Source organism: Streptomyces sp. NPDC047841 (genome assembly GCF_040704085.1).
Lineage (GTDB): Bacteria > Actinomycetota > Actinomycetes > Streptomycetales > Streptomycetaceae > Streptomyces > Streptomyces argyrophylli.
Genome location: NZ_JBEYRP010000001.1, coordinates 163,150 through 182,444 on the forward strand (window position 1 = coordinate 163,150; position 19,295 = coordinate 182,444).

The window sequence follows — 19,295 nt, forward strand, 5'->3', positions numbered from 1 at the left end:
GCCGGCCCCCGGCTTCCTGCCGCACCGGACGTCCTCGCCGAAGTGCTCGGCCCAGCACCGGAGGTGGCGCAGGTCGTGCGGAAACGGTACGACAGCGCGCGCCGGCCGGCCCTGACCGCACTCGGCGCGTAACCGCCACGCAGAGCGGCGGATCGCCGTCGCCCCGTACGCGCCGGCCCCCGGCTTCCTGCCGCACCGGACGTCCTCGCCGAAGTGCTCGGCCCAGCACCGGAGGTGGCGCAGGTCGTGCGGAAACGGTACGACAGCACGCGCCGGCCGGCCCTGGCGGCACTCGGCGCGTAACCGCCGCGCGGAGCGGCGGATCGCCGTCGCCCCGTACGCGCCGGCCCCCGGCTTCCTGCCGCACCGGACGTCCTCGCCGAAGTTGCTCGGCCCCGCACCGGAGGTGGCGCAGGTCGTGCGGAAACGGTACGACAGCACGCGCCGGCCGGCCCTGACCGCACTCGGCGCGTAACCGCCGCGCGGCCGTGTCGCGCCGCCGGCGTGCGGATTCGCCGCGGCTCCCTTGTGGCCGCCGGGGGCACCCCGGTGCCCCCGCTCGTCACGGCACGCTCCCACCTGCTCGGTTTCCTCGAAAATCCCTCCCGGGCACTTGTGGATCTGCTGGGATGGACCCCTGAGCACTATCGGGGGAGAACGGTTCGCGTGGCCGGTCGGGAGTTCGGGTGTCACCTGGGGCTGCCCAGGGCCCTGTCGGGTCTGCCGCTCAGCCCGCTCGTGCCCGGGTACGGCGCCCTCGCCGCCGCCCAGCACGCGGCGGGCCTGCGTCACCTCGGGGAGGTGCTGGGGGCGGGCACCGGCGGGTTACGGGTCCTGGACGGGCTGTTCGTGCCCGCCGGGACGCACGGCCGGCGCCGGGTGGACGCGCCGCTGCTGGAGGGGCTGGCCCGGTCCGCGGATGCCGCCGTCGCCCCGCTCGCCGCGCGGCTGGCCGAACTGCACCGCGCCGACCCGCAGGCGCCCCGCCGGATCGTCCTCTACCAGCTGATCAACCTGCTCCAGGAGCGCCCCGAGGGCGACCGCGGCTCCGCCGTGCGCGAGGCCGGCGTCCACCCCGACGAGGCGGCCGGTCTGCTCGCGGCGGCCCGGCTGCGCCCCCGGCTCGACCGGCCGCAGCGGGACGCCGCCGAGTCCCTGGCCGACGCACTGGCACAGGCCCGGCTGCACCGGCTGCGCACCCTGCTGGACCGGCTGCCCGCGAGCGGCGCCGACCCGGCGCTCGCGGCCGTGCGGGACGGGACGGCCGAGCGGCTGCGCGCCGTGCGGGACGCCCTGCGGGAGGGACGGCGGGCCGAGGAGCGGGGCGACCGGGAGGCGGCGGGCGCCGCGTACCTGCGGGCGCTGCGGACGGCCTGCGACGACCGGCGGGCCCTGGGCGGACTGGTCCGCCTGCACGGCCGCCGGCCCGCGCTCGGCGCCGAACTCCGCGCCGACCACATCGAGTTGACCTGGAAGGACGACCGGGAGACGCCCGGCGAGTGGCGGCTGCTGCGGCTGTACCGGGACGGCCGGGGCAAGCCCGCCGTGCGCGGTGTCCCCGGCTCCGCCACCGCCGCCGGCCCGGTGCGGGACACCGGTGCCGAACCGGGCGGCACGGTCCGGTACGCCGCCCTGCCGCTGCGCGACGGCGTGGTGGACGGGCCGCCGCTGGTGTCCCGGCGGCTGCTCGTCGCCCCCGAGGTGGAGCACCCGGTGCTGACGGACGGCCCCGCGCGGATCGACGGCTCCTGGCGGCGGCCCGACGCCGCCGCCGAGGTCACGGTCGAACACACCGGGCCGGACGGAGGCACCGCGCACCTCACCGCCCGCGCCGACGGGTTCACCGCGACCGGCCTGCCGCCCGGCGACCACGTCTTCCGCATCGTGTGCCACTACCGGACGTCCGACGGCCGCACGGTCCCCTCCCCCGGCCTGCGCACGACCGCCACCGTGCACCCCTGGCCCGAGCCCGTGCGCACGCTGACCGCACGGCCCGTGGAAGGGGGCGCCGTACGGTTCGCCTGGACCGGGGCGCAGGGCGCCGAGGTCCGGCTGGTGACCTGGCCCGGCGGGGCGCCGGAGCCGGGCACCGAGCTGCGCACCGACGCGCTGCCGCCCCCGCTGGACTGGCCCGGACCGGCGGGCGCCCCGTGTCCGCCGCCCGGCACGTACACCGAGGTCGCCGCCGTCGCCGTACGCGGGGCGCGGGCGCTCGCGGGGCCGGTGGTCGGCGTGGAGGCCGTACGGCCCGTGCCCGGGATCAGCGCCCACCGGCTCCCGGACGGGCGGGCGCGGATCGTCCTGGACTGGCCCGAGGACGTCCCGCACCTGGTGGTCGGCTGGACGCCGGTGGGATCGACGGGCGGCGGGGAGCGCACGGTCACCGCGCACGCCTACCGCCGCGGCGGACTGCACCTGCCCGTCGGCCCGGGGGCCGTCCGGGTGCGGGCCGCCCCGGTGCCCCGGGTGCCCGGCGCGGTGGTCGTGGTGCCCGACGCGGCCGAGGCGCTGGTCCCGGCGGACGCCGCCGTCTCCTACCAACTGGTCCGGCCCCCACGGAGGTTGCTCGGCCGTAACCGTCGTACGCTGCTGCGGGTCACGCTCAGCGCGCCCCACGGCCTCGCGGAGGTCCCGGAGTTCGTGTGCGTCGCCCGCGGCGGCACCCTCCGCCCGCGCGACGCCGCCGACGGCACCACCGTGCTGCGGATCCCCGGGCCCGAACTGGCGCGGCACGGCAGCCTCGAACGGGAGCTGCCGGCCGCCCCCTGCCCGCCCCCCTACACCCTGCGCGGCTTCCTGCTCGGGGAGCACGCCGCCTCGGTCCGACTCGAGGAACCCTCTCTCACCAGCCTGGTGGTGCGCTGAGCCATGACGACCGTGATCTGCCCCTACTGCTTCACCCGCGCGTCGGCGTCCCGACTGCCGTACCGCTGCCTGATGACGCCGAACGGCGTGCGCGGCGGCGCGCCCTGCGGGCCGCGGCCGGACGAGACCTGGGCCGCGTTCATGGGGCCGGGCGTGCCCCCGGCGGCCCGGATGCGCGGCCCGGTGTTCGCCCCGGCGCGCAGGCTCGCCGGACTCGCCGGGCCCGGCGGCTCCGGCAGCAGCGTGCCCTGCCCCGACTGCGGGGTGCCGACGCCGGTGCGGGTGTGCGGGTCCTGCCACAGCGACCTGCCGAGCGACTACTGCGACCAGGACAGCAGGATCATCGCCCTGGTCGGCGCCAAGGCGTCCGGCAAGAGCACCTATGTCGCCGTCCTGCGCAACGAGCTGGACCACCGGGTGGGCCAGGCCTACCACGCGTCGCTGGCGGCGATGGGGCAGCACACGCAGGCCCGGGACAGGGAGATGGCCGAGGACCTGTACGAGCGGCTGCGGCTGCCCGACGCCACCCGGCCGGCCGCGCTCGGTTTCAACGACCCGCTGCTGTACCGGCTCAGCCTGCCCCGGCGCGGGCTGCTGTGCGGCTCCGGCACCCGGCACACCACACTGGTCTTCTTCGACGCGGCCGGCGAGGACCTCGCGGACGCCGAGGCGATGGACCGCTACACCCGCTACCTGAGCGCCGCCGACGGCATCATCCTGCTGGTCGACCCGCTGCAACTCGGCTCCGTGCGCGACCGGTTGCCGGTGCACGACGGCCCGCCGCTGCCCGTGGTGGAGACCTCGCCCCGGCAGATCGCCGCCGACCTCGCCGCCCAGCTGCGCACCCACGGCAAGGGCAAGGCCGGCGGCCGGGTGACCACCCCGATCGCCGTGGCCGTCACCAAGACGGACATGCTCAGGCCCCTGCTCGAACCGCACTCCCCGCTGCTGCGCAACGCCCCGCACCCCGGCGGCGCCTACGACGCGGAGGACCGGCTCGCCGTCCACGAGGAACTCCGCGCCCTGCTCACCGACTGGGACTCGGGCGCGCTGCTGCGCCAACTGGAGCACGACTTCGACCGGTTGTCGCTGTTCGGACTGTCGGCGCTGGGCGCGCCACCGCCCGCGAACGCCCCGGCGGACGTGCCGAAGTCGGGGCCGCAGGCGGTGCGGGTGGAGGACCCGCTGCTGTGGCTGCTGTCCCTGCGCGGGCTGCTGCCCGTCCGCACGGCCGGCAAGGACAGGGCCACGGCCGGCAAGGAGCGTGTGCGGTGAACCTCGCCCAGCTGCACTACACCTCGGCACCGCCCGGCCCGGACGGGTCCGGCTTCCGCTTCACCGCCGTCAGCCCCGGCGTACCGGCCACGCTGCTGCGGGAGGCCGAACAGCTCATCGGGTACGAGCCGCCGCGCGACCTGCCGGACCGGCCGGACGGCGAGCAGCTGAAGTCCTTCCCGCGCTCCCTGAGCTGCACCGAACTGTCCGACGGTGGACGGCTGTTGTGCCGGTCGGTGTACACCGGTGCGGACTACAGCGGGCGGTGGGGCAACTTCCACGCGCACGCCGTGCACCTGCCTCCCGGCGTCCGGCTGCCGGACGGCGCGCTGCCGATCACCGCGTGGGAGTCGCCGCGCTGGGCGGAGGCCACCCCGCCGGGCGGCCGGCCGGAGCCGATCGACCGGTTCGCGCCGTCGGGGCTGCTGCGCCGGGACGGGCTCGTGGCGTTCGCCCGGTCCCGCGCGGACCGGCTCGCCGCGTTCTTCGCCGACCTGCGCACACTGGCCGACGGCAGCGACGCCCGGCAGATCGTGCTGGTGGAGCGGGACAGCGCGGACGTGGCCCAGTGGATCGCGCTGGCCTGTACGGTCCTGCCGCGCGAGCTGGCACACCGGCTGACGTTCACCACGTACACGCGGCGCCCGCAGCAGGCCCGCCAGCAGATCGTCGGGGCGCTGCCCTCGTCGGAGCCGGTCGGGCACGACCACCGGTTCCGGGTGCACGACGGCACCGGCCGGGCCGCAGCGGAGCCCGTGGCGGACGTCTGGGCCGAGGTCTGCGCGCGGATCTGGACGGCCGGGCGGCCGGAGCTGTTCCGCGACACGGTCCGCGGCGCCGGGGACACCGCCGGTGAGCCCGGTCCCCTCGCCGTCACCGCGCTCGCCGAGCGCATCGGCCTGCCCGCCGCCGCCCGGGCCGCGGCGGCCCGCTGGGCCACGGACCACGCCGCCGCACTGCCGGAGCCGACGCTGACGGCCCTGATCGGGGAGCTGGCACGGGAGACCGGAAAGGACCCCGGCGATGCCGGGGACTCCGGAGACTCCGGGGGCGCCACGGTTTCCGGGGACTTCGGGGACGGTGAACCGGTCGCCCTGGCCGCGCTGCTGGCCCGGCTGGACGGGCAGGTACCCACGGCCGTGTCGGCGCCGCTCGCCGCGCGGGTGCTGACCCTGGCGGTCCGCGGCCGGGGCCCGGTGCCCGTGCTGGGGGCGGGCTCGCTGACTCCGGAGGTCAGGACCGCGCTGGCCCGGGACCTCGCGCCGGACCTGCGGCACGGCATCGCGGACGCCACCGGACCGGCGATCGGCCGGCCCCTGGAACTGCTGCGCGTCGCCGACCTGCTCGACGTCGACTGCACCGACCTGCTCCCTGAGTTCGCGGGCCGGGCCGCCCGGGAGCTGGTGAGCGCGGACCCGGATGACCGGACGCGGGCGACCGCAGAGCCGACGGGCGACCAGGCGCGGGTGGTCGCGGAGCCGGCCGGCGACCAGGTGCCGGTGGGCGCGGAGCCTGTGGGCGCCAGGCCGGTGGGCGTCCGGTCCGACGCCGCCCTCCTCGACGCCGTACACGCCCACCCCGCCCTGCGCACCGCCCTGTTCGGGGCACTGAACGCGCTCGCGGCGGCTCATCCCGTCGCGGTCGCCGGACGGCTCGCGGGGTCCGGGCTGCCCCTCGCCCCGGACCCGCGCTTCCCGCATCTGCGGATGTGCGTCCTCGGGAGCGCGGCCGGTCCGGCCGGCGGTGACCGGCGCGGCCGGCTGCGCGCGGTGCTGCACACCGCCGGGGTCTCGCCGCACGCCGATCCCGCCGTCCTGCACACGGCGTTCCGTCTGGTGTGGCCCGACGAGCCGCCCACCGGCGAGGAGGCGAGCCTGCTGCTGAACGAGCTGGGCTCGGACGCGCACCGGCTGGCCGGCACCCGGGACGTGCTGGTCGCCGCCGCGCTGGCCGCCCCGGCCGAGGACGCCGCCGTCCCGCTGCTCGCCGCCGACCTGCTGCGCAGCTTCACCACGGAACTGGCCCCGGCGCACCGGGTGCCGCTGCTCCTGCTGGAGTTCACCGCGCTGCTCGGCACCGACGGCGAGGGCGAGAACTGGGTGGAACGGGTCCGGGCGCTGCGGGACGGCGCGGTCGAGCCCGTACCGGACCAGGTGACCCGGCGGGTGCACGACGCCCTCGCCCGGCGGCTGCTGACCGTGCCGGTGCCGGAGAGCGAGCTGTACGCGCTGGCCCGCTCGGGCGACCCGGCGCTGCTGGCGGCCTACGAGCGGGCGGCGCGCGGTGCCGCGGTGGCCGAGCGGCTGCGGACCGTGCCGTCGTACGCCGCCGCCCGCTTCTGCGACTGGACCGCGTACCAGGACACCCATCCGGGCTGGGAGGCGACCCGTACGGCGCTGCTGGCCAAGGTGCTGCGGCCGGTGGTGCGGGCGCTGCCCGCCGAGGACCGGGCGGCGGTCGAGGAGGCGCTGCGGCGCACCGGCCGGGGGCGGCTGGACGCGTACCGCGCGTGGAACCGGCCGGGTGCCCTGGGCCGGCTCGCGGGCCGGCTGACCGGGCGCGGGCGCCGCGAGGACGCCGGGGCGACCTGGCACGGGGACGTCCAGCCGCCCGCCGGCGGAGGTGCCCGGTGAACGCCGGAGGCGGTGACGCGGACCTGCACCTCGCGGCGCAGGTGCTGCTGGCCCTGTTCGTCTGGTCGGGGCTGGTCGCCGTCGCGGTGTGCCTGTTCCGGACGCTGTGGGAGTTCCTCGGGCGGGGTGTGCGCGCGGTGTGGCGGGGGCTCGGGCCGTGGCAGGCGGGCCGCCTGGACCCGCGGCTGCCCGGTGTCGGGGCCGCCGAGCCCGCCGAACTCGCCTACTGGTGGCGGCAGTCGTGGGCGGACGCGGCGAGTGCCGCCCGGGACGGCATGCGGATGCTGTGGCGGGCCTTCACCGACCCCTGGATGGACCGGACCGTACGGAACCTGTTCCGCGGCCGGCGTCCCCGGGGGCGCCGGGTCCGGGCGTCGCTCGGCCGGTTCCTGATGGTCACCCTGATCGCCCCCGGTACGGCGGCGGGCGCGCTGATCGGCGCGGTCCTCGCGACCGTGCTGCTCGGCTGGGCCCTGCTGGTCCTCGCGCTGCTGCTCGGCGTGGTCTGGCTCGGCTGGGCGGCGGCGGTGCCCCTGCTGCGCGGGCTGGAGCGCGGCTGGGCGCTGCTGCGGGGCCTGCGCACGACCTGCCCCCACCCCGGCTGTTACGCGCCGGTGCCGCTGGCCGTGCACCGCTGCCCCGGCTGCCCGGCCCGCCACGCCGAGCTGCGGCCGGGCCGGTACGGCGCCCTGTGGCACGTGTGCGGCTGCGGGCGCAGGCTGCCCGCCACCCGGCTGACCGGGCGGGGCAGGCTGTCGGCGCTGTGCCCGCGCTGCGAGCAGGTCCTGCCGCAGGCGGTGGCCACCACCCGGGTGGTGCACACACCGCTGGTCGGCGGCACCTCCTCCGGCAAGACGATGCTGATGGCGGCCATGGTGGAGGGGCTGCACTCCTGGGCCCGGGAGGGCCGGCTGCGCGTCGAGTGGGCCACCTCCGCCGACCGCGGCGCCCACGCGGGCGTCAGCCGGCAGCTGAACCAGTCCGGCTGGGCGCACGCCACGACCGGTGGGCCGCCGCGCGCCCTCATGCTCACCGTGGCCCGGGGCCGGCGGCGCCGGCTGCTGTACCTGTACGACCCGATGGGCGAGTCCGTGAGCGACGCCGAACGGGTGCGTGCGCAGGGGTACCTGGCGCACGCGGACGGAGTCGTCCTGGTCGCCGACGTCCTCGCCGATCCCACGGTGCGCGGCCGGCTCGGTCCGGCGGACGCCGAGCGGGCACAGCGGGCGCGGCCCTCGGCGCAGGGCCCGCGGACGACGTACGAGCGGCTGACCGGCGAGCTGGCCGCGCTGACCGGGCGGCGGCGCCGGCTGCCGGTGGCCGCGGTCGTCACCAAGCGGGACGTGCTGGACCGGCTGACCTCGCTGCCGGTGCCCGGCGACGGCCGGATCGACCACTGGCTCGGTGACATCGGCCTGGGCGCGCTGGTGCGGGCCCTCGGCCACGACTTCGGGGCGGCCCGCTACTGGGCGGTCAGCTCCCACGCGGCCACCGGCACCGGCCCGCTGGAGAGCGAGCAGCGGCGCGCCGCCGAACCGGTGCTGTGGCTCCTCGCCGCCTCCGGGCTGCGCACCGGCCCGCTGGCCGGGCGGGCGGGCGGCGGGGCGGGCCGGGTGCCGTGGCCCCGGCGGCGGCCGGACGGCGACAGGGAAGGCGGGTACACCCCGGCATGAACCATGTGACTCCGTCCGCCGGCCGGGCCCGGCGGGTGATGGCGGGCCTGTTCGTCGCCGCCCTGGTCCTCGCGGCCGCCGCGCTCGTCCTCGGGGTCTGGCTGGTGCTGCCCCGGCCCTGACGCCCGACCTGACGACCTGCTTCCACATGATCCCCGCTCACCTGAAAGGAACTGACGGCGTGAGTGACATTCCCGGCGGGCCGATGGCCAACCGGCCGGTCCACTTCATCTGGCTGCTCGACTGCTCGTACTCGATGCAGGGCGAGAAGATCGCCAAGCTCAACTACGCGATCAGGGAGGCCGTCCCGGAGATGCGGTCGGTGGCCCACGACAATCCCGCGGCCCAGCTGCTGCTGCGCACCCTCACCTTCTCCACGGCCGCGCAGTGGCACCACCAGACCCCGGTCCCGGTGGACGACTTCACCTGGCAGGACGTGCAGGTCGACGGCATGACCAACCTCGGTGAGGCGCTGCACCTGGTGGCGCGCGAACTCCAGACGCCGCCGATGCCGCAGCGGGCACTGAAGCCGGTGCTGGCGCTGGTGTCGGACGGGGTGCCCACCGACGACTGGAAGGCGGGCCTGAAGGCCGTGGACGCCACCCCGTGGGGCCGCAAGGCGGTCCGGGTGGCCATCGCGATCGGCGCGGACGCGGACCGCGGGGTGCTCCAGGAGTTCCTCGGCAACCCGGAGCTCCAGCCGCTGGACGCCAACAACCCCAAGCAGCTGGCGGCGGCGATCCGCTGGGCGTCGACGGCGGCCGTGAAGGCGGCCTCCCAGCCGGTCGCCGGTGACGGGTCCGGGGTGAGCACGGCGAAACAGCCGTACGCGCCGCCGGTGCTGGACGACGACGATGACGACGACGTGTGGTGACGCTCGGGGTGCGGCGGTGGGAGACGCTGGCCGGCAGCGTCCAGGGCGTCGGCAAGCGGCGCAACCAGGACTGGTACGCCTGCCAGGGCACCGGGTCCGGCCCGGACCCGCTGGTCCTGGCGGTGGCCGACGGACACGGCTCGGCGGTGCACGCGCGCAGCGCGCTCGGCGCGCGGTTCGCCGTGGACCGGTTCCTGGTGCTGGCCGGTGCCTTCGGGCGGGCGGCGCACGACTGCCACGAGCCGGGGCGGCTCGCCCGGCTGATGACGTACGCCCGGGACGACTTCCCGCGGGCGCTGGTGCACGAGTGGCGGCAGGAGGCCCTCGGCCACTGGGTCCGCAACCGCCCGGTGGTGGAGGAGGCCTCCCGGGAGCCGGGGACCGAGGAGAAGCTGGTGCTGTACGGCACCACGCTGATCGGCGCGGTGCTCACGCCGTGGCTGTTCGTGGCCTGGCAGATCGGCGACGGTGACCTCGCGGTGGTGGAGCACGACGGCACGCTGGTCCGGCCGCTCGCACCGGCCGAGGAGGACCTGGGCGACGAGACCGAGTCGTTGTGCGGGCGGGAGGCGTGGCGGGCGATGCGGATGCACTGGGCGCCGGTGTTCGAGGAGGCGCGGGTGCCGCGGCTGGTCGTGCTCTCCACGGACGGCCTGTCGAAGAGCTTCGCGTCGGCCGACGGCTACCGCGAGTTCGTCAGCGGGCTGGCCGGGCGGCTCGCCCAGGAGGGCGGCGCGGGTGTCCGCGAGGCCCTGCCGGACTGGCTCGCCCAGGCGTCCCGCTACTCCGGGGACGACACGACCCTGGCAGCGGCGGTGCGCCCGGTACGGGCCCTCGCGGACGCCCCGGCGGCCCCCGGTGACCCCGGCGGCCCGGAGGAGCCCGTGGAGCACGGTACGGCGGACGCGCGGACACCACCCGGACCGGACGGCGGCGAGGTGGACATGGAACGGACAACGGAGACGTAGATGAGCGGCATGCTCGATGGCGGGACGCGCCTCGCGGCGGAGAACGGTGACGACGTCGAGGTCCTCGGCTTCCTCGGCGCGGGCGGCCAGGGCGAGGTGTACCGGGTCCGGACACCGGACGGGGAACGGGCCCTGAAGTGGTACTACCCGACCTGTGCGACCGCCGGCCAGGAGGCGATCGTACGGGAGCTGGTGACCCGGGACTTCGCCGACGGCCGCTTCCTGTGGCCGGAGGCCTTCGTGCCGGAGCACCGCGGCTCGTTCGGCTATCTGATGGGGCTGCGCCCGGACCGCTACAAGGGGCTTCCGGCGCTGTTCCGGCGGCAGTTGCGCACCAGCCCGCGCGCGCTGCTGACGGCCTGCCTGTACACGGTGGAGGCCTATCAGGCGCTGCACTCGCGGGGCATCGCCTACCGGGACATCTCCTGGGGGAACATCTTCTTCGACCCGGACACCGGTGACGTGCTGGTCTGCGACAACGACAACGCGGTGGTGGAGGGCGACGCCAGCGGCATCTCGGGGACCATGGAGTTCATGGCGCCGGAGCTGGTGCGCGCGGACCCGGGCGCGCGTCCGGGCACCCAGTCCGACCTGCATTCGCTCGCGGTGCTGCTGTTCATGCTGCTGATGAACCACCACCCGCTCAAGGGCCGGCGCGAGCTGGGCATCCACTGCCTGGACGAGGCCGCGGAGCGCAAGCTGTACGGCAGGAGCCCGCTGTTCGTGTTCGACCCGGCGGACGACGCCAACGCGCCGGACCCGCTGGAGCACGCGACCGTGCTGGCCACCTGGGACGCGGCGGCGGAGCGGCTGCGGGAGCTGTTCCGGCGGTCGTTCACGACGGGGCTGCGTGATCCCGCGGCCCGGGTGCGGGAGTCGGAGTGGCGGGACGCGCTGCGGGCGGTGCTGGACGCGGTGGTCGAGTGCGCCTCGTGCGGGCGGCAGAACATGACGGAGCCGGGCGAGAACCCGCCGCCGCGGGACTGCTGGGGGTGCGGGGCCCGGCTGGTGCTGCCGCCGCGGCTGACGGTGACCACTCCCCCGCCCCGCACCGAGCACCACATCCGGCTGCGCCGCGCCGCCCGGGTGCAGGCCCACCATCTGCTGCCGGAGCCGGCGCGGCACGACTGCTCGGACGCGGCGCTCGTCGCGGAGCTGGTCGAACACCCGAAGAAGCCGGGGCGGTTCGGGCTCGCCAACCGCTCGCGGGAGACCTGGACGGGCACCCGCTCGGACGGCACCGTGCAGAAGATCGAGCCCGGTCAGACGGTGCCGCTGCGGTCGGGGCTCGACCTCGACCTCGGCGGCGGGGTCCGGGCGGTGGTGCGGGCCCGGTGACGTGGCAGGGCCGAAGCCCCGGGGCGGCGGGGCTCCGGCCGGTCACAGTCCCAGGGCATTGATGAGCTGCTGGGTGAAGGCGAGGCTGCCGGTGCCGGCCGAGGCCGCGATGGCGATCGTCTCCAGCGCGGAGCGGATCCGGCCGCGGTTCGGCGGCAGGCCGTCCTCGGCGGACTCCTGGAACTGGGCCTGGATGATCTCGCCCTGGGGCACCAGTTCCGGGTACTCGGCGCGCAGCGTGTCGGTGAGCCGCTGCGCGAGGTCCATCATGGTGGGCAGGTCGGGGTGGGCGTGGTTGACCTGGATCTGCCCGTGGTCGCCGAAGTTGGCGGGGCCGTTGACGTTGCCGAAGTTGTAGGTGCTCATGTCCTGTCCTCGCTCGCGGTCCGGCGGCGCGCCCCGGACCGGAGGAGCCGTCGGATGGGTGGGGTGTGCGGTTACGGCTTCGGCGCGGGCGGGCCTGATCCCGCGGGACCGGGGCCGCCCTGGGCTCCCGGGCCGCCCTGGGGGCCGGGCCCTTGCTGCCCGCCCAGGAGGATCGTCCCCTGGGCGCCGAAGTTGCTGGGGCCGCTGACGTTACCGATGTTGTAGGTCTGCGCGTTGATGACCTGTACGGCCTTGTCGAAGGAACCGGTGTCGATGTCGTGGTCCCGCAGGAACCGTTCCGTGGCGGTCAGCACGCCCTGCTGGAGCCGGAACAGGAAGTCCTGCGCGTCGGTGCGTTCGGTGTAGCCGGCCTCGTCCCAGGCGCCGAGGTCCTCGCGCAGGCTGCCCGTGGCGCCGTAGTCGTGGCGGACGTGCTGCCGGGTGATGGCGCGGCGGGCCCTGGCCAGCGCCCGGTCGTGGTCGCTGCGCCAGCGGTGGCGCCGCAGGATGCGGCCGAGGGCGCCGCGCAGTTCGGGGCCGGTGCGGCGGGTGGCGTAGCGGAACAGGTCCCACCAGCGTTCCCAGGGGTCGACCGGGAGCCGGTCCACGCGGTAGAAGCGGCCGTCCAGCGGCGGTATCGCGTAGGCGGCCACCTCCCAGGTCAGGCTGGGGTGCTGGAGGATCGCCCGCAGGTACATGGAGACGATGAGCCGGCCGCCCTCGCCGACGCGTTCCAGGCACAGGTGGGTGCGCATGCCCGCCCCCGGCGTCTGCAGGCCGGCCTGCACGAGTTGCCTGGGGATCTGGGCGCGGGGCCGGCGGGTGGGGTCGGGCACCAGCTCGGGTATGAGGTGGGCGTTGCTGCCGAGGACGTAGAGCCGGTTCCTGGCCCGCAGTCCCTGGAGCCCGGAGATGTTCTCCATGTGCCGCGCCACGTAGGTGTGCAGGTCGATGACGTCGAACGGGCGCAGCGGGAGTTTTCCGCCGCCCGGGGCGTCGGCGGGTCTGCTGACGTCGATGGGCTGCCAGACGGTTTCCTTGATCTTGTCGCCGCTGCCGACGAACGGCTTGGTGTAGGCGGCCTCGTCGGCGTAGGGCAGGACGTTGGCGCGCTTCAAGTCGTGCAGCGCCGCCTCGGCCTCGGGTTCCACCGGGGGTGCGGTCTGCTCGGGTCGGTCGGTGGCGAGGAACACGTCCCGTGCCGTGTCGCGGCTGCGTGCCTGGGTGTGGCGGACCAGTGTCCAGGCGACCGCGTAGGCGCCGAGAGGGCCGAAAATCGCCACCCATCCGAGTGACCGGTGTCCGTTGACCAGCCCCCACAGTCCGACGAGGAGCGCGAGGGGTACGGCCGTCTGGAGGCAGGCGAGCCGGCGGTCGAGGGCGGCGCGGCGGCGGGTGGCCACGCGCGCGTGCCGGGCGAGGGCGACGAAGTTGATGTTGAGGCTGAGCCCGAGGGCGTTGAGGCGGTCCCCGGTGAGCATCCGGTCGGCGTACAGGGCGAAGTCGTCGTCGAGGTGCACCGAGGCGCACAGGCGCCGGGTCACCCCGTCCTTGCGGTACTGCGGCAATGACGGCAACGCCCTGCCCGTCACACTCATCCGTCCGTCCCCCTCAAACCTTCCGCGCGGTTCACCCTAGGGACAACCCGGCGGGTTTGTCGCCCGGTTCGGCGAGGGGCGGTGCGGGGGGACGGTCTTGTGGTATCGGCCGCCGCGGTCCGGCGCTCCCCTGTGACGTCGGACCGCGGCGGCTCTTGGTTCTGCGCCGGACGGCGCCGCCGTGTCACACGTCCGGTGCGGCCGGAGCGCCGGAGGGGCGTTTATCGGCCAACCTGCTCCGGGTCAGTCGAACCGGAGCGCGCCGGTGCGGGTGCGCTTCAGTTCGAAGAAGTCCGGGTGCCGGGCCAACACCCGGAAGCTGTCGAAGAGTTCGGCCGCCTCGGCGCCGCGCGGGACGGCGCGCAGCACGGGGCCGAACCACACGGTGCCGTCGACGTGGAGGGTGGGCGTGCCGACGTAGCCGCCGGTCTCCGGCTCGGCGCCGGCCTCGTGGCCGCGGCGGACCGCGTCGTCGTACGAGGGGTCGTGGGCGGCGGCCGACAGGCCGGCGGGGAGCCCGAGACCGGCCAGTGACTCGGTGATCACCGTGTCGAAGTCCTCGACGCCCTGTTCGTGGATGCGGGTGCCGAACGCGGTGTACAGGTCGCGCAGCACCTTGTCGCCGTACCGTTCGGCGGCGGCCACGGCGACCCGCACGGGCCCGATCGAGCGGTCCACCAGGTCGCGGTACCAGTCGGGCAGGTCGTTGCCGGTGTTGTGCAGGTACAGGCTCATCACCCGGAACCGGAGGTCGAGCGGGCGCAGCCGCTCCACCTCCAGCAGCCAGCGGGAGGTGATCCAGGCGAAGGGGCAGGCGGGGTCGAAGAAGAAGTCGACCCGGGCCGGGGCGGTGGCGGTGACCGTGGCGGCGGTGTCCGCGTCCGTGTCCGTGGTGCTGTGCGTCATGACACCGACGCTAATGCGCCGGTGGTCCGGAATCCCGACCCAATCCACTGCGCATTCTTTGGTCCATTTCAGCGCTGGCGGTCACGCGCCGCACCGCCTCGTCGGCCAGTCGGACCAGATCGGCGACGGGCAGCGAGCCCGCCGCCCGGTGCTCCCGGGCGAACCGGTTGGCGAGGACCTGCAGCAGTTCGTTCAGCGGGGTGGGGACGCCGTGCAGCCGGCCGAGCAGGACGATCTCGCCGTTGAGGTAGTCCGCCTCGATGGTGCCGGTGCCCCGGACCAGGGACTGCCAGGAGGAGCCGCCGCCGCGCGGAGCGCCGTCCAGCGGGACCAGGGTGACCTTGTCGCCGCGCGCCACGCGCTGCTCCGCCACGCCGGCGTACGGGATGCCGGCGGCGTCCAGCACTGCCTCCCCCTCGGCCCGCACGCGCGCGAACAGGGCCCGCGCCTCCTCGCCGGCCACCGGCCCGCTGACCGCTTCCAGCGCGTTGCCGAGGTTTCCCAGGAGCTTGGCGTACTGCCAGCGCGCCACGTCGGCGACCACCGGCGCCTCGAAGCGGGCGTCCGCGAGGTCGGTGGCGATCCGGCGCGCGGTGTCGTCGGTGCCGTGCGGGACGCGGCCGAGGTGCAGGACGCCGGTGAGCGGGCTGCCCGCGGCGGAGACCACGCCGGGCTCCACGAAGGTCGACGGCAGCCAGACGCACACGCCGTACACGTGCCGGAAGCGGCGCAGCGCCAGCCGGCCGCTTCCCACGCCGTTCTGCAGGCAGACCAGCGGCAGCGCTTCGGCCGCGGTGCCGCCGCCGGCGACGGGCGCGTCCCCCCAGGCGTCCAGGGCGGCCACGGTGTCCTGGGTCTTCACGGCGAGGACGAGGACGTCGTCGGCGCGCAGTTCGCCGAGCGGTCCCGGCCCGTCGACGGCGGGCAGCCGGTACGCCGACTCCCCCTGGGGAACCCGCAGTCGCAGTCCGTGGTCGCGCAGGGCCGCCAGGTGCGGGCCACGGGCGACGAGGACGACCTCCCGGCCGGCCTGGGCCAGCCGCCCGCCGACGGCACCGCCGACCGCGCCGGCCCCGATGATGATGTAGCGCATGGGCAGAGCCTCGCACACACGTCCGGCCCGGCGGCGCCCAGCGCGTGCCCGGTCGCGCGCCGGCCGGGCCGGCCGGGCACCGCGTCCCTGAGAGCCGCCCCCGAGAGCCGGCGATAGATGTAAGGGGCCGCCGTCCTCCCCAGCGGTGATCCGGGCCCCGCGCGGTTCACCGGGCAGTACGACGAGATGGCTTTATCCCGCCCCTACCGTCGAACAGGAGCAAGGGAACGTGGCGGCAGGGGGCCGTCACCGCACACGAGGGGGCAGACATGGGGAACACAGAGGTGCGGGTGCGGGGGCTGGCCGCCCGCGCCGGCGGCTGGAGCGCCCGGCACCGCTGGGCGGCCGTCGGCATATGGGTGTTGTTCGTCGTCCTGGCGATGGGCCTCGGCTCGGCCGCGGGCCGGGTCGACGTGAACGAGAGCGACCAGCTCAAGGGCGAGACGCACACCGCCGCGACGATCATCGACGACGCCGGGATCAAGGAGCCGGCCGGGGAGACGGTCCTCATCCAGTCGAAGGACGCCGCCGTCAAGGCCACCAGCCCGCCGTTCCGCGCGGCCGTCGCCGACGTGGTCGAGGCCGTCCGGGGCACCGGCAAGGTGACGGGCGTGACCTCGCCGTACGACACGCACACCGTCTCCCGGGACGGCCGCAGCGCGCTGGTCCAGTTCGACGTGCGCGGTGACGCGGAGACGGCCGCCGACCGGATCGAGCCGGTGCTCGAGGCCGTCGCCAGGGTGCAGAAGGACCACGGCACGCTGCGGATCGAGGAGATCGGCGGCGCCAGCATGCAGAAGCAGTACAAGGACGCCTTCGGGGACGACTTCCAGCAGGCCGAGTACTCGGCGGTGCCGGTGGCCCTCGGCATCCTGCTGATCGCGTTCGGCGCGCTGGTGGCCGCGCTGCTGCCGGTGGCCCTGGCGATCACCGCGATCATGGCGACGATGGGCCTGATGGGCCTGGTCAGCCACCTCCAGCCGATGAGCGACACCGCCAACTCCGTGATGCTGCTGGTCGGTATGGCCGTCGGCGTCGACTACTGCCTGTTCTACCTGCGCCGGGAGCGCGAGGAGCGGATGGCCGGCCGCGACGCCGGCACCGCCCTGCGGATCGCCGCCGCGACCAGCGGCCGGGCGATCATCGTCTCCGGTGTCACGGTGTGCGTGGCGATGGCGGGCATGCTGTTCACCGGACTGGCCGAGTTCGAGGCGATGGGCCTGGCCTCGCTGATGGTGGTGGCGGTCGCCATGGTCGGCTCGGTCACGGTGCTGCCCGCGCTGCTGTCGCTGCTCGGCGAGCGGGTCGAGAAGGGACGGCTTCCGTTCCTGGGCCGCCGCAAGCGTGCGGGGAACGGGGACAGCCGGTTCTGGACGGCCGTGCTGCGGGGTGTGCTGGCCCGGCCGCTGGTCTCGGTCGTCGTCGCGGCCGGCGCGCTGCTGGCGGTCGCCGCGCCCGCGCTCGGCATGAAGACCCAGCAGCTCACCCTGGACCAGGAGTTCGGCGACTCGCTGCCGATCGTGCAGACGTACAACCGTCTCAACGACGCCTTCCCGGGCGGCAGCGAACCCGCCCAGGTCGTCGTCAGGGCCAAGGACGTCAACGCCCCCGAAGTCCGCCGGGCCCTGGCCGACTTCCAGCGGCAGGCGGTCACCTCGGGCGCCTCGCGCGGCCCGGTCGACGTCAAGCTGTACGGCGCCCGGAACGTGGCCCTGGTGTCCGTGCCGCTGGTCGGCGGCTCCGACAGGGACCGGGCGACACGGAGCCTCGAGACACTGCGCGACGAGGTGCGGCCCGCCACGCTCGGCAAGGTCGACGGCGTCGAGGCGCCGGTGACCGGGCAGGTCGCGGGCAACAACGACTTCAACGACCAGCTCATGGGTTCCGTCGTCCCGGTCTTCGTGTTCGTGGTCGTCTTCGCCTTCCTGCTGATGCTGCTGTCGTTCCGCTCGCTGACCGTCGCGGTCACGTCGATCGTGCTCAACCTGCTGTCGGTGGCCGCCGCCTACGGCATCCTCGTCGCCGTCTTCCAGCACGGCTGGGGCGCCTCGCTGGTGGGCGCGGAGGGCGTCGGCGCGATCGTCACCTGGCTGCCGCTGTTCCTCTTCGTGATCCTGTTCGGGCTGTCGATGGACTACCACGTGTTCGTGGTCTCCCGCATCCGCGAGGCCCGGATGCGCGGCCGCACCACCAAGGACGCGATCCGGCACGGCGTGGTCACCACGGCCGGGGTCGTCACCAGCGCCGCGGTCATCATGGTCGCCGTGTTCGCGATCTTCGGCACGCTCTCCATGCAGTCCATGAAGCAGATGGGCGTGGGCCTGGCCGCGGCGGTGCTGATCGACGCCACGGTCATCCGGGGGGTCCTGCTGCCGGCGGTGATGGCGCTGCTCGGCGAGCGCAACTGGTACCTGCCCAGGTGGCTGCACCGCCTGCCGGACCTCACCCACGACGAGACCCCGGAGCCGGTGGCGGCGGTGCCCGACCGGGGCGAGCGGCTGACTGTCTGATTCCGCCCGGTGCCGCAGGGCCCGCCGGCTCCCGCTGGGAACCGGCGGGCCCTGTCCGTGCTCTCGTTGTCCGACAGGTACGCCGTCTCACGGGGGAGGAACCACATGGACAGGCGGAGTCTGCTCAAGGGCGCGCTGGCCGTGCCCGCGGCCGTGCTGCCGGCCGCCGCACCCGCGCACGCGTCGGGCGCCGCGGCACCACCGGCGTTCGACGTGCTCATCGGCGACGTGAACTCCGGCAAAATCCTTCTCTTCGACCGCAACAAGCCGTTCACCGACGCGCACGTCAAGTGGCGGCTGAACCCGGCGGGTTCCGGCCATCCCATGGAGCACCGCTTCCGCGACACGAGCGGTGACGGCCAGGTCCTGCTCGCCGTGACCGGCACCCCGGACAGCGGGACGGCGAGCATCTACCGGCGCCGGGACAAGAAGCTGCTGTGGCACGCGAACGTCCCCAACTACCCCCACGCCATCGAGCGGGCCCCCGGCATCGGCGTGGTCGTGGTCGCCGGCCGCAGCAGCGGTCCGGGCGGCGGCGACGCCAAGGGCGGCAGCCTGCACGTCTTCCGGCCCACCGGCGCCCACAGCGGCTCGCTGGTCCGCGCGGGTGCGCCGATCCCCTTCCACCAGGCGCACGGCCTGCTGTGGGACCCGCGGCTGGAGCGGATGTGGGCGGCGGGCGGCTCCGTGCTGAAGGCGTACCGGATCGTGACGACGGCGAGTTCGGCACGGCTGGTGGAGGACACCGCCCGCCGGCTCACCGGCTTCCACCACCCGCACGACCTCCAGCCGGACCACCAGCACCCCGGCCGGCTCCTGGTCACCGACACCAACGGCGTCTACGCGGTCGACACCTCGGCGATGCGGCGGACGACCCTGCACACACGCAAGCTGGTGAAGTCGTACGTGCGCCATGCCTCCGGCGAGCAGATGTGGACGGGCGCGGTGGCGGGCGGCAACGCCTTCGGGACGAAGTACGTCCACTTCAACGTCAGCGGGGTCGACCGGGCCCGGCCGGGAGCGATCATCTACAAGGCCCGGCTCGACACCACGGCGTACCTCTGACGGCCGGCCAGGGCCTGCCGTGGCCGGGGCCCAGGGCCTGTCTGACAATTCGCGTCGTCGCCCGGAGGGCGGCCGTGCGGCGTCAGGTGCGTGCTCTCGGGGCGCCGGCCCCAGGCCCTCGTACTGGACGT

The 19,295-nt window shown here is 75.4% G+C and carries 14 protein-coding genes and 2 pseudogenes; 12 read left to right on the forward strand and 4 right to left on the reverse strand.

The window, feature by feature from the left end:
- Positions 1-148: 148 nt before the first annotated feature.
- From AB0947_RS00695 to AB0947_RS00740, 10 genes and pseudogenes are all read left to right on the forward strand, one after another.
- Positions 149-303: pseudogene (locus AB0947_RS00695) on the forward strand (sirohydrochlorin chelatase); the annotation flags it as partial.
- Between the two features lie 16 nt (positions 304-319).
- Positions 320-475, forward strand: a pseudogene (locus AB0947_RS00700) (sirohydrochlorin chelatase); the annotation flags it as partial.
- A gap of 191 nt (positions 476-666) precedes the next feature.
- Positions 667-2,865, forward strand: coding sequence for a hypothetical protein (locus tag AB0947_RS00705; RefSeq protein WP_366748105.1), 2,199 nt, complete (start codon positions 667-669; stop codon positions 2,863-2,865).
- Between the two features lie 3 nt (positions 2,866-2,868).
- On the forward strand, positions 2,869-4,140 hold the full coding sequence (locus tag AB0947_RS00710) for a hypothetical protein (RefSeq protein WP_366748106.1): 1,272 nt from the start codon (positions 2,869-2,871) through the stop codon (positions 4,138-4,140).
- Positions 4,137-6,773, forward strand: a complete 2,637-nt coding sequence (locus tag AB0947_RS00715) for a GTPase-associated protein 1-related protein (protein ID WP_366748107.1) — start codon at positions 4,137-4,139, stop codon at positions 6,771-6,773. Before AB0947_RS00710 ends, AB0947_RS00715 begins: the two co-directional genes overlap by 4 nt.
- On the forward strand, positions 6,770-8,446 hold the full coding sequence (locus AB0947_RS00720) for a hypothetical protein (protein ID WP_366748108.1): 1,677 nt from the start codon (positions 6,770-6,772) through the stop codon (positions 8,444-8,446). Before AB0947_RS00715 ends, AB0947_RS00720 begins: the two co-directional genes overlap by 4 nt.
- The gene (locus AB0947_RS00725) at positions 8,443-8,568 is read left to right on the forward strand and encodes a hypothetical protein (protein WP_366748109.1); all 126 of its coding nucleotides are present in this window, start codon (positions 8,443-8,445) and stop codon (positions 8,566-8,568) included. The genes AB0947_RS00720 and AB0947_RS00725 overlap by 4 nt, the downstream gene beginning before the upstream one ends.
- An 83-nt stretch (positions 8,569-8,651) precedes the next feature.
- The gene (locus AB0947_RS00730; RefSeq protein WP_366748430.1) at positions 8,652-9,320 is read left to right on the forward strand and encodes a tellurium resistance protein; all 669 of its coding nucleotides are present in this window, start codon (positions 8,652-8,654) and stop codon (positions 9,318-9,320) included.
- Entirely contained in the window at positions 9,314-10,288 is a 975-nt protein-coding gene (locus tag AB0947_RS00735; protein ID WP_366748110.1) for a PP2C family serine/threonine-protein phosphatase, read from the forward strand. The genes AB0947_RS00730 and AB0947_RS00735 overlap by 7 nt, the downstream gene beginning before the upstream one ends.
- Positions 10,289-11,626, forward strand: coding sequence for a protein kinase (locus AB0947_RS00740; protein WP_366748111.1), 1,338 nt, complete (start codon positions 10,289-10,291; stop codon positions 11,624-11,626).
- Positions 11,627-11,668: 42 nt separating this feature from the next.
- On the opposite strand, the gene AB0947_RS00745 is transcribed toward AB0947_RS00740, so the two are convergent.
- The 4 genes from AB0947_RS00745 to AB0947_RS00760 all read right to left on the reverse strand — a co-directional run bounded on the left by AB0947_RS00745 (position 11,669) and on the right by AB0947_RS00760 (position 15,589).
- Positions 11,669-11,992 carry a hypothetical protein gene (locus tag AB0947_RS00745; protein ID WP_366748112.1) on the reverse strand — a complete coding sequence of 108 codons (324 nt, stop codon included), beginning with the start codon at positions 11,990-11,992 and terminating at the stop codon, positions 11,669-11,671.
- A 71-nt stretch (positions 11,993-12,063) separates the two neighbouring features.
- Positions 12,064-13,590, reverse strand: coding sequence for a hypothetical protein (locus AB0947_RS00750; protein ID WP_366748113.1), 1,527 nt, complete (start codon positions 13,588-13,590; stop codon positions 12,064-12,066).
- A 243-nt stretch (positions 13,591-13,833) separates the two neighbouring features.
- Positions 13,834-14,496, reverse strand: coding sequence for a DsbA family protein (locus tag AB0947_RS00755; RefSeq protein ID WP_366748114.1), 663 nt, complete (start codon positions 14,494-14,496; stop codon positions 13,834-13,836).
- A gap of 10 nt (positions 14,497-14,506) precedes the next feature.
- On the reverse strand, positions 14,507-15,589 hold the full coding sequence (locus AB0947_RS00760; protein ID WP_366748115.1) for a 2-dehydropantoate 2-reductase N-terminal domain-containing protein: 1,083 nt from the start codon (positions 15,587-15,589) through the stop codon (positions 14,507-14,509).
- Between the two features lie 269 nt (positions 15,590-15,858).
- Here AB0947_RS00760 and AB0947_RS00765 point away from each other — a divergent pair, with 269 nt between their 5' ends.
- Complete coding sequence (locus tag AB0947_RS00765) at positions 15,859-18,099, forward strand: MMPL family transporter (RefSeq protein WP_366748116.1); 2,241 nt, start codon at positions 15,859-15,861, stop codon at positions 18,097-18,099.
- A 105-nt stretch (positions 18,100-18,204) separates the two neighbouring features.
- Positions 18,205-19,164, forward strand: coding sequence for a hypothetical protein (locus AB0947_RS00770; protein ID WP_366748117.1), 960 nt, complete (start codon positions 18,205-18,207; stop codon positions 19,162-19,164).
- Positions 19,165-19,295: the final 131 nt, after the last annotated feature.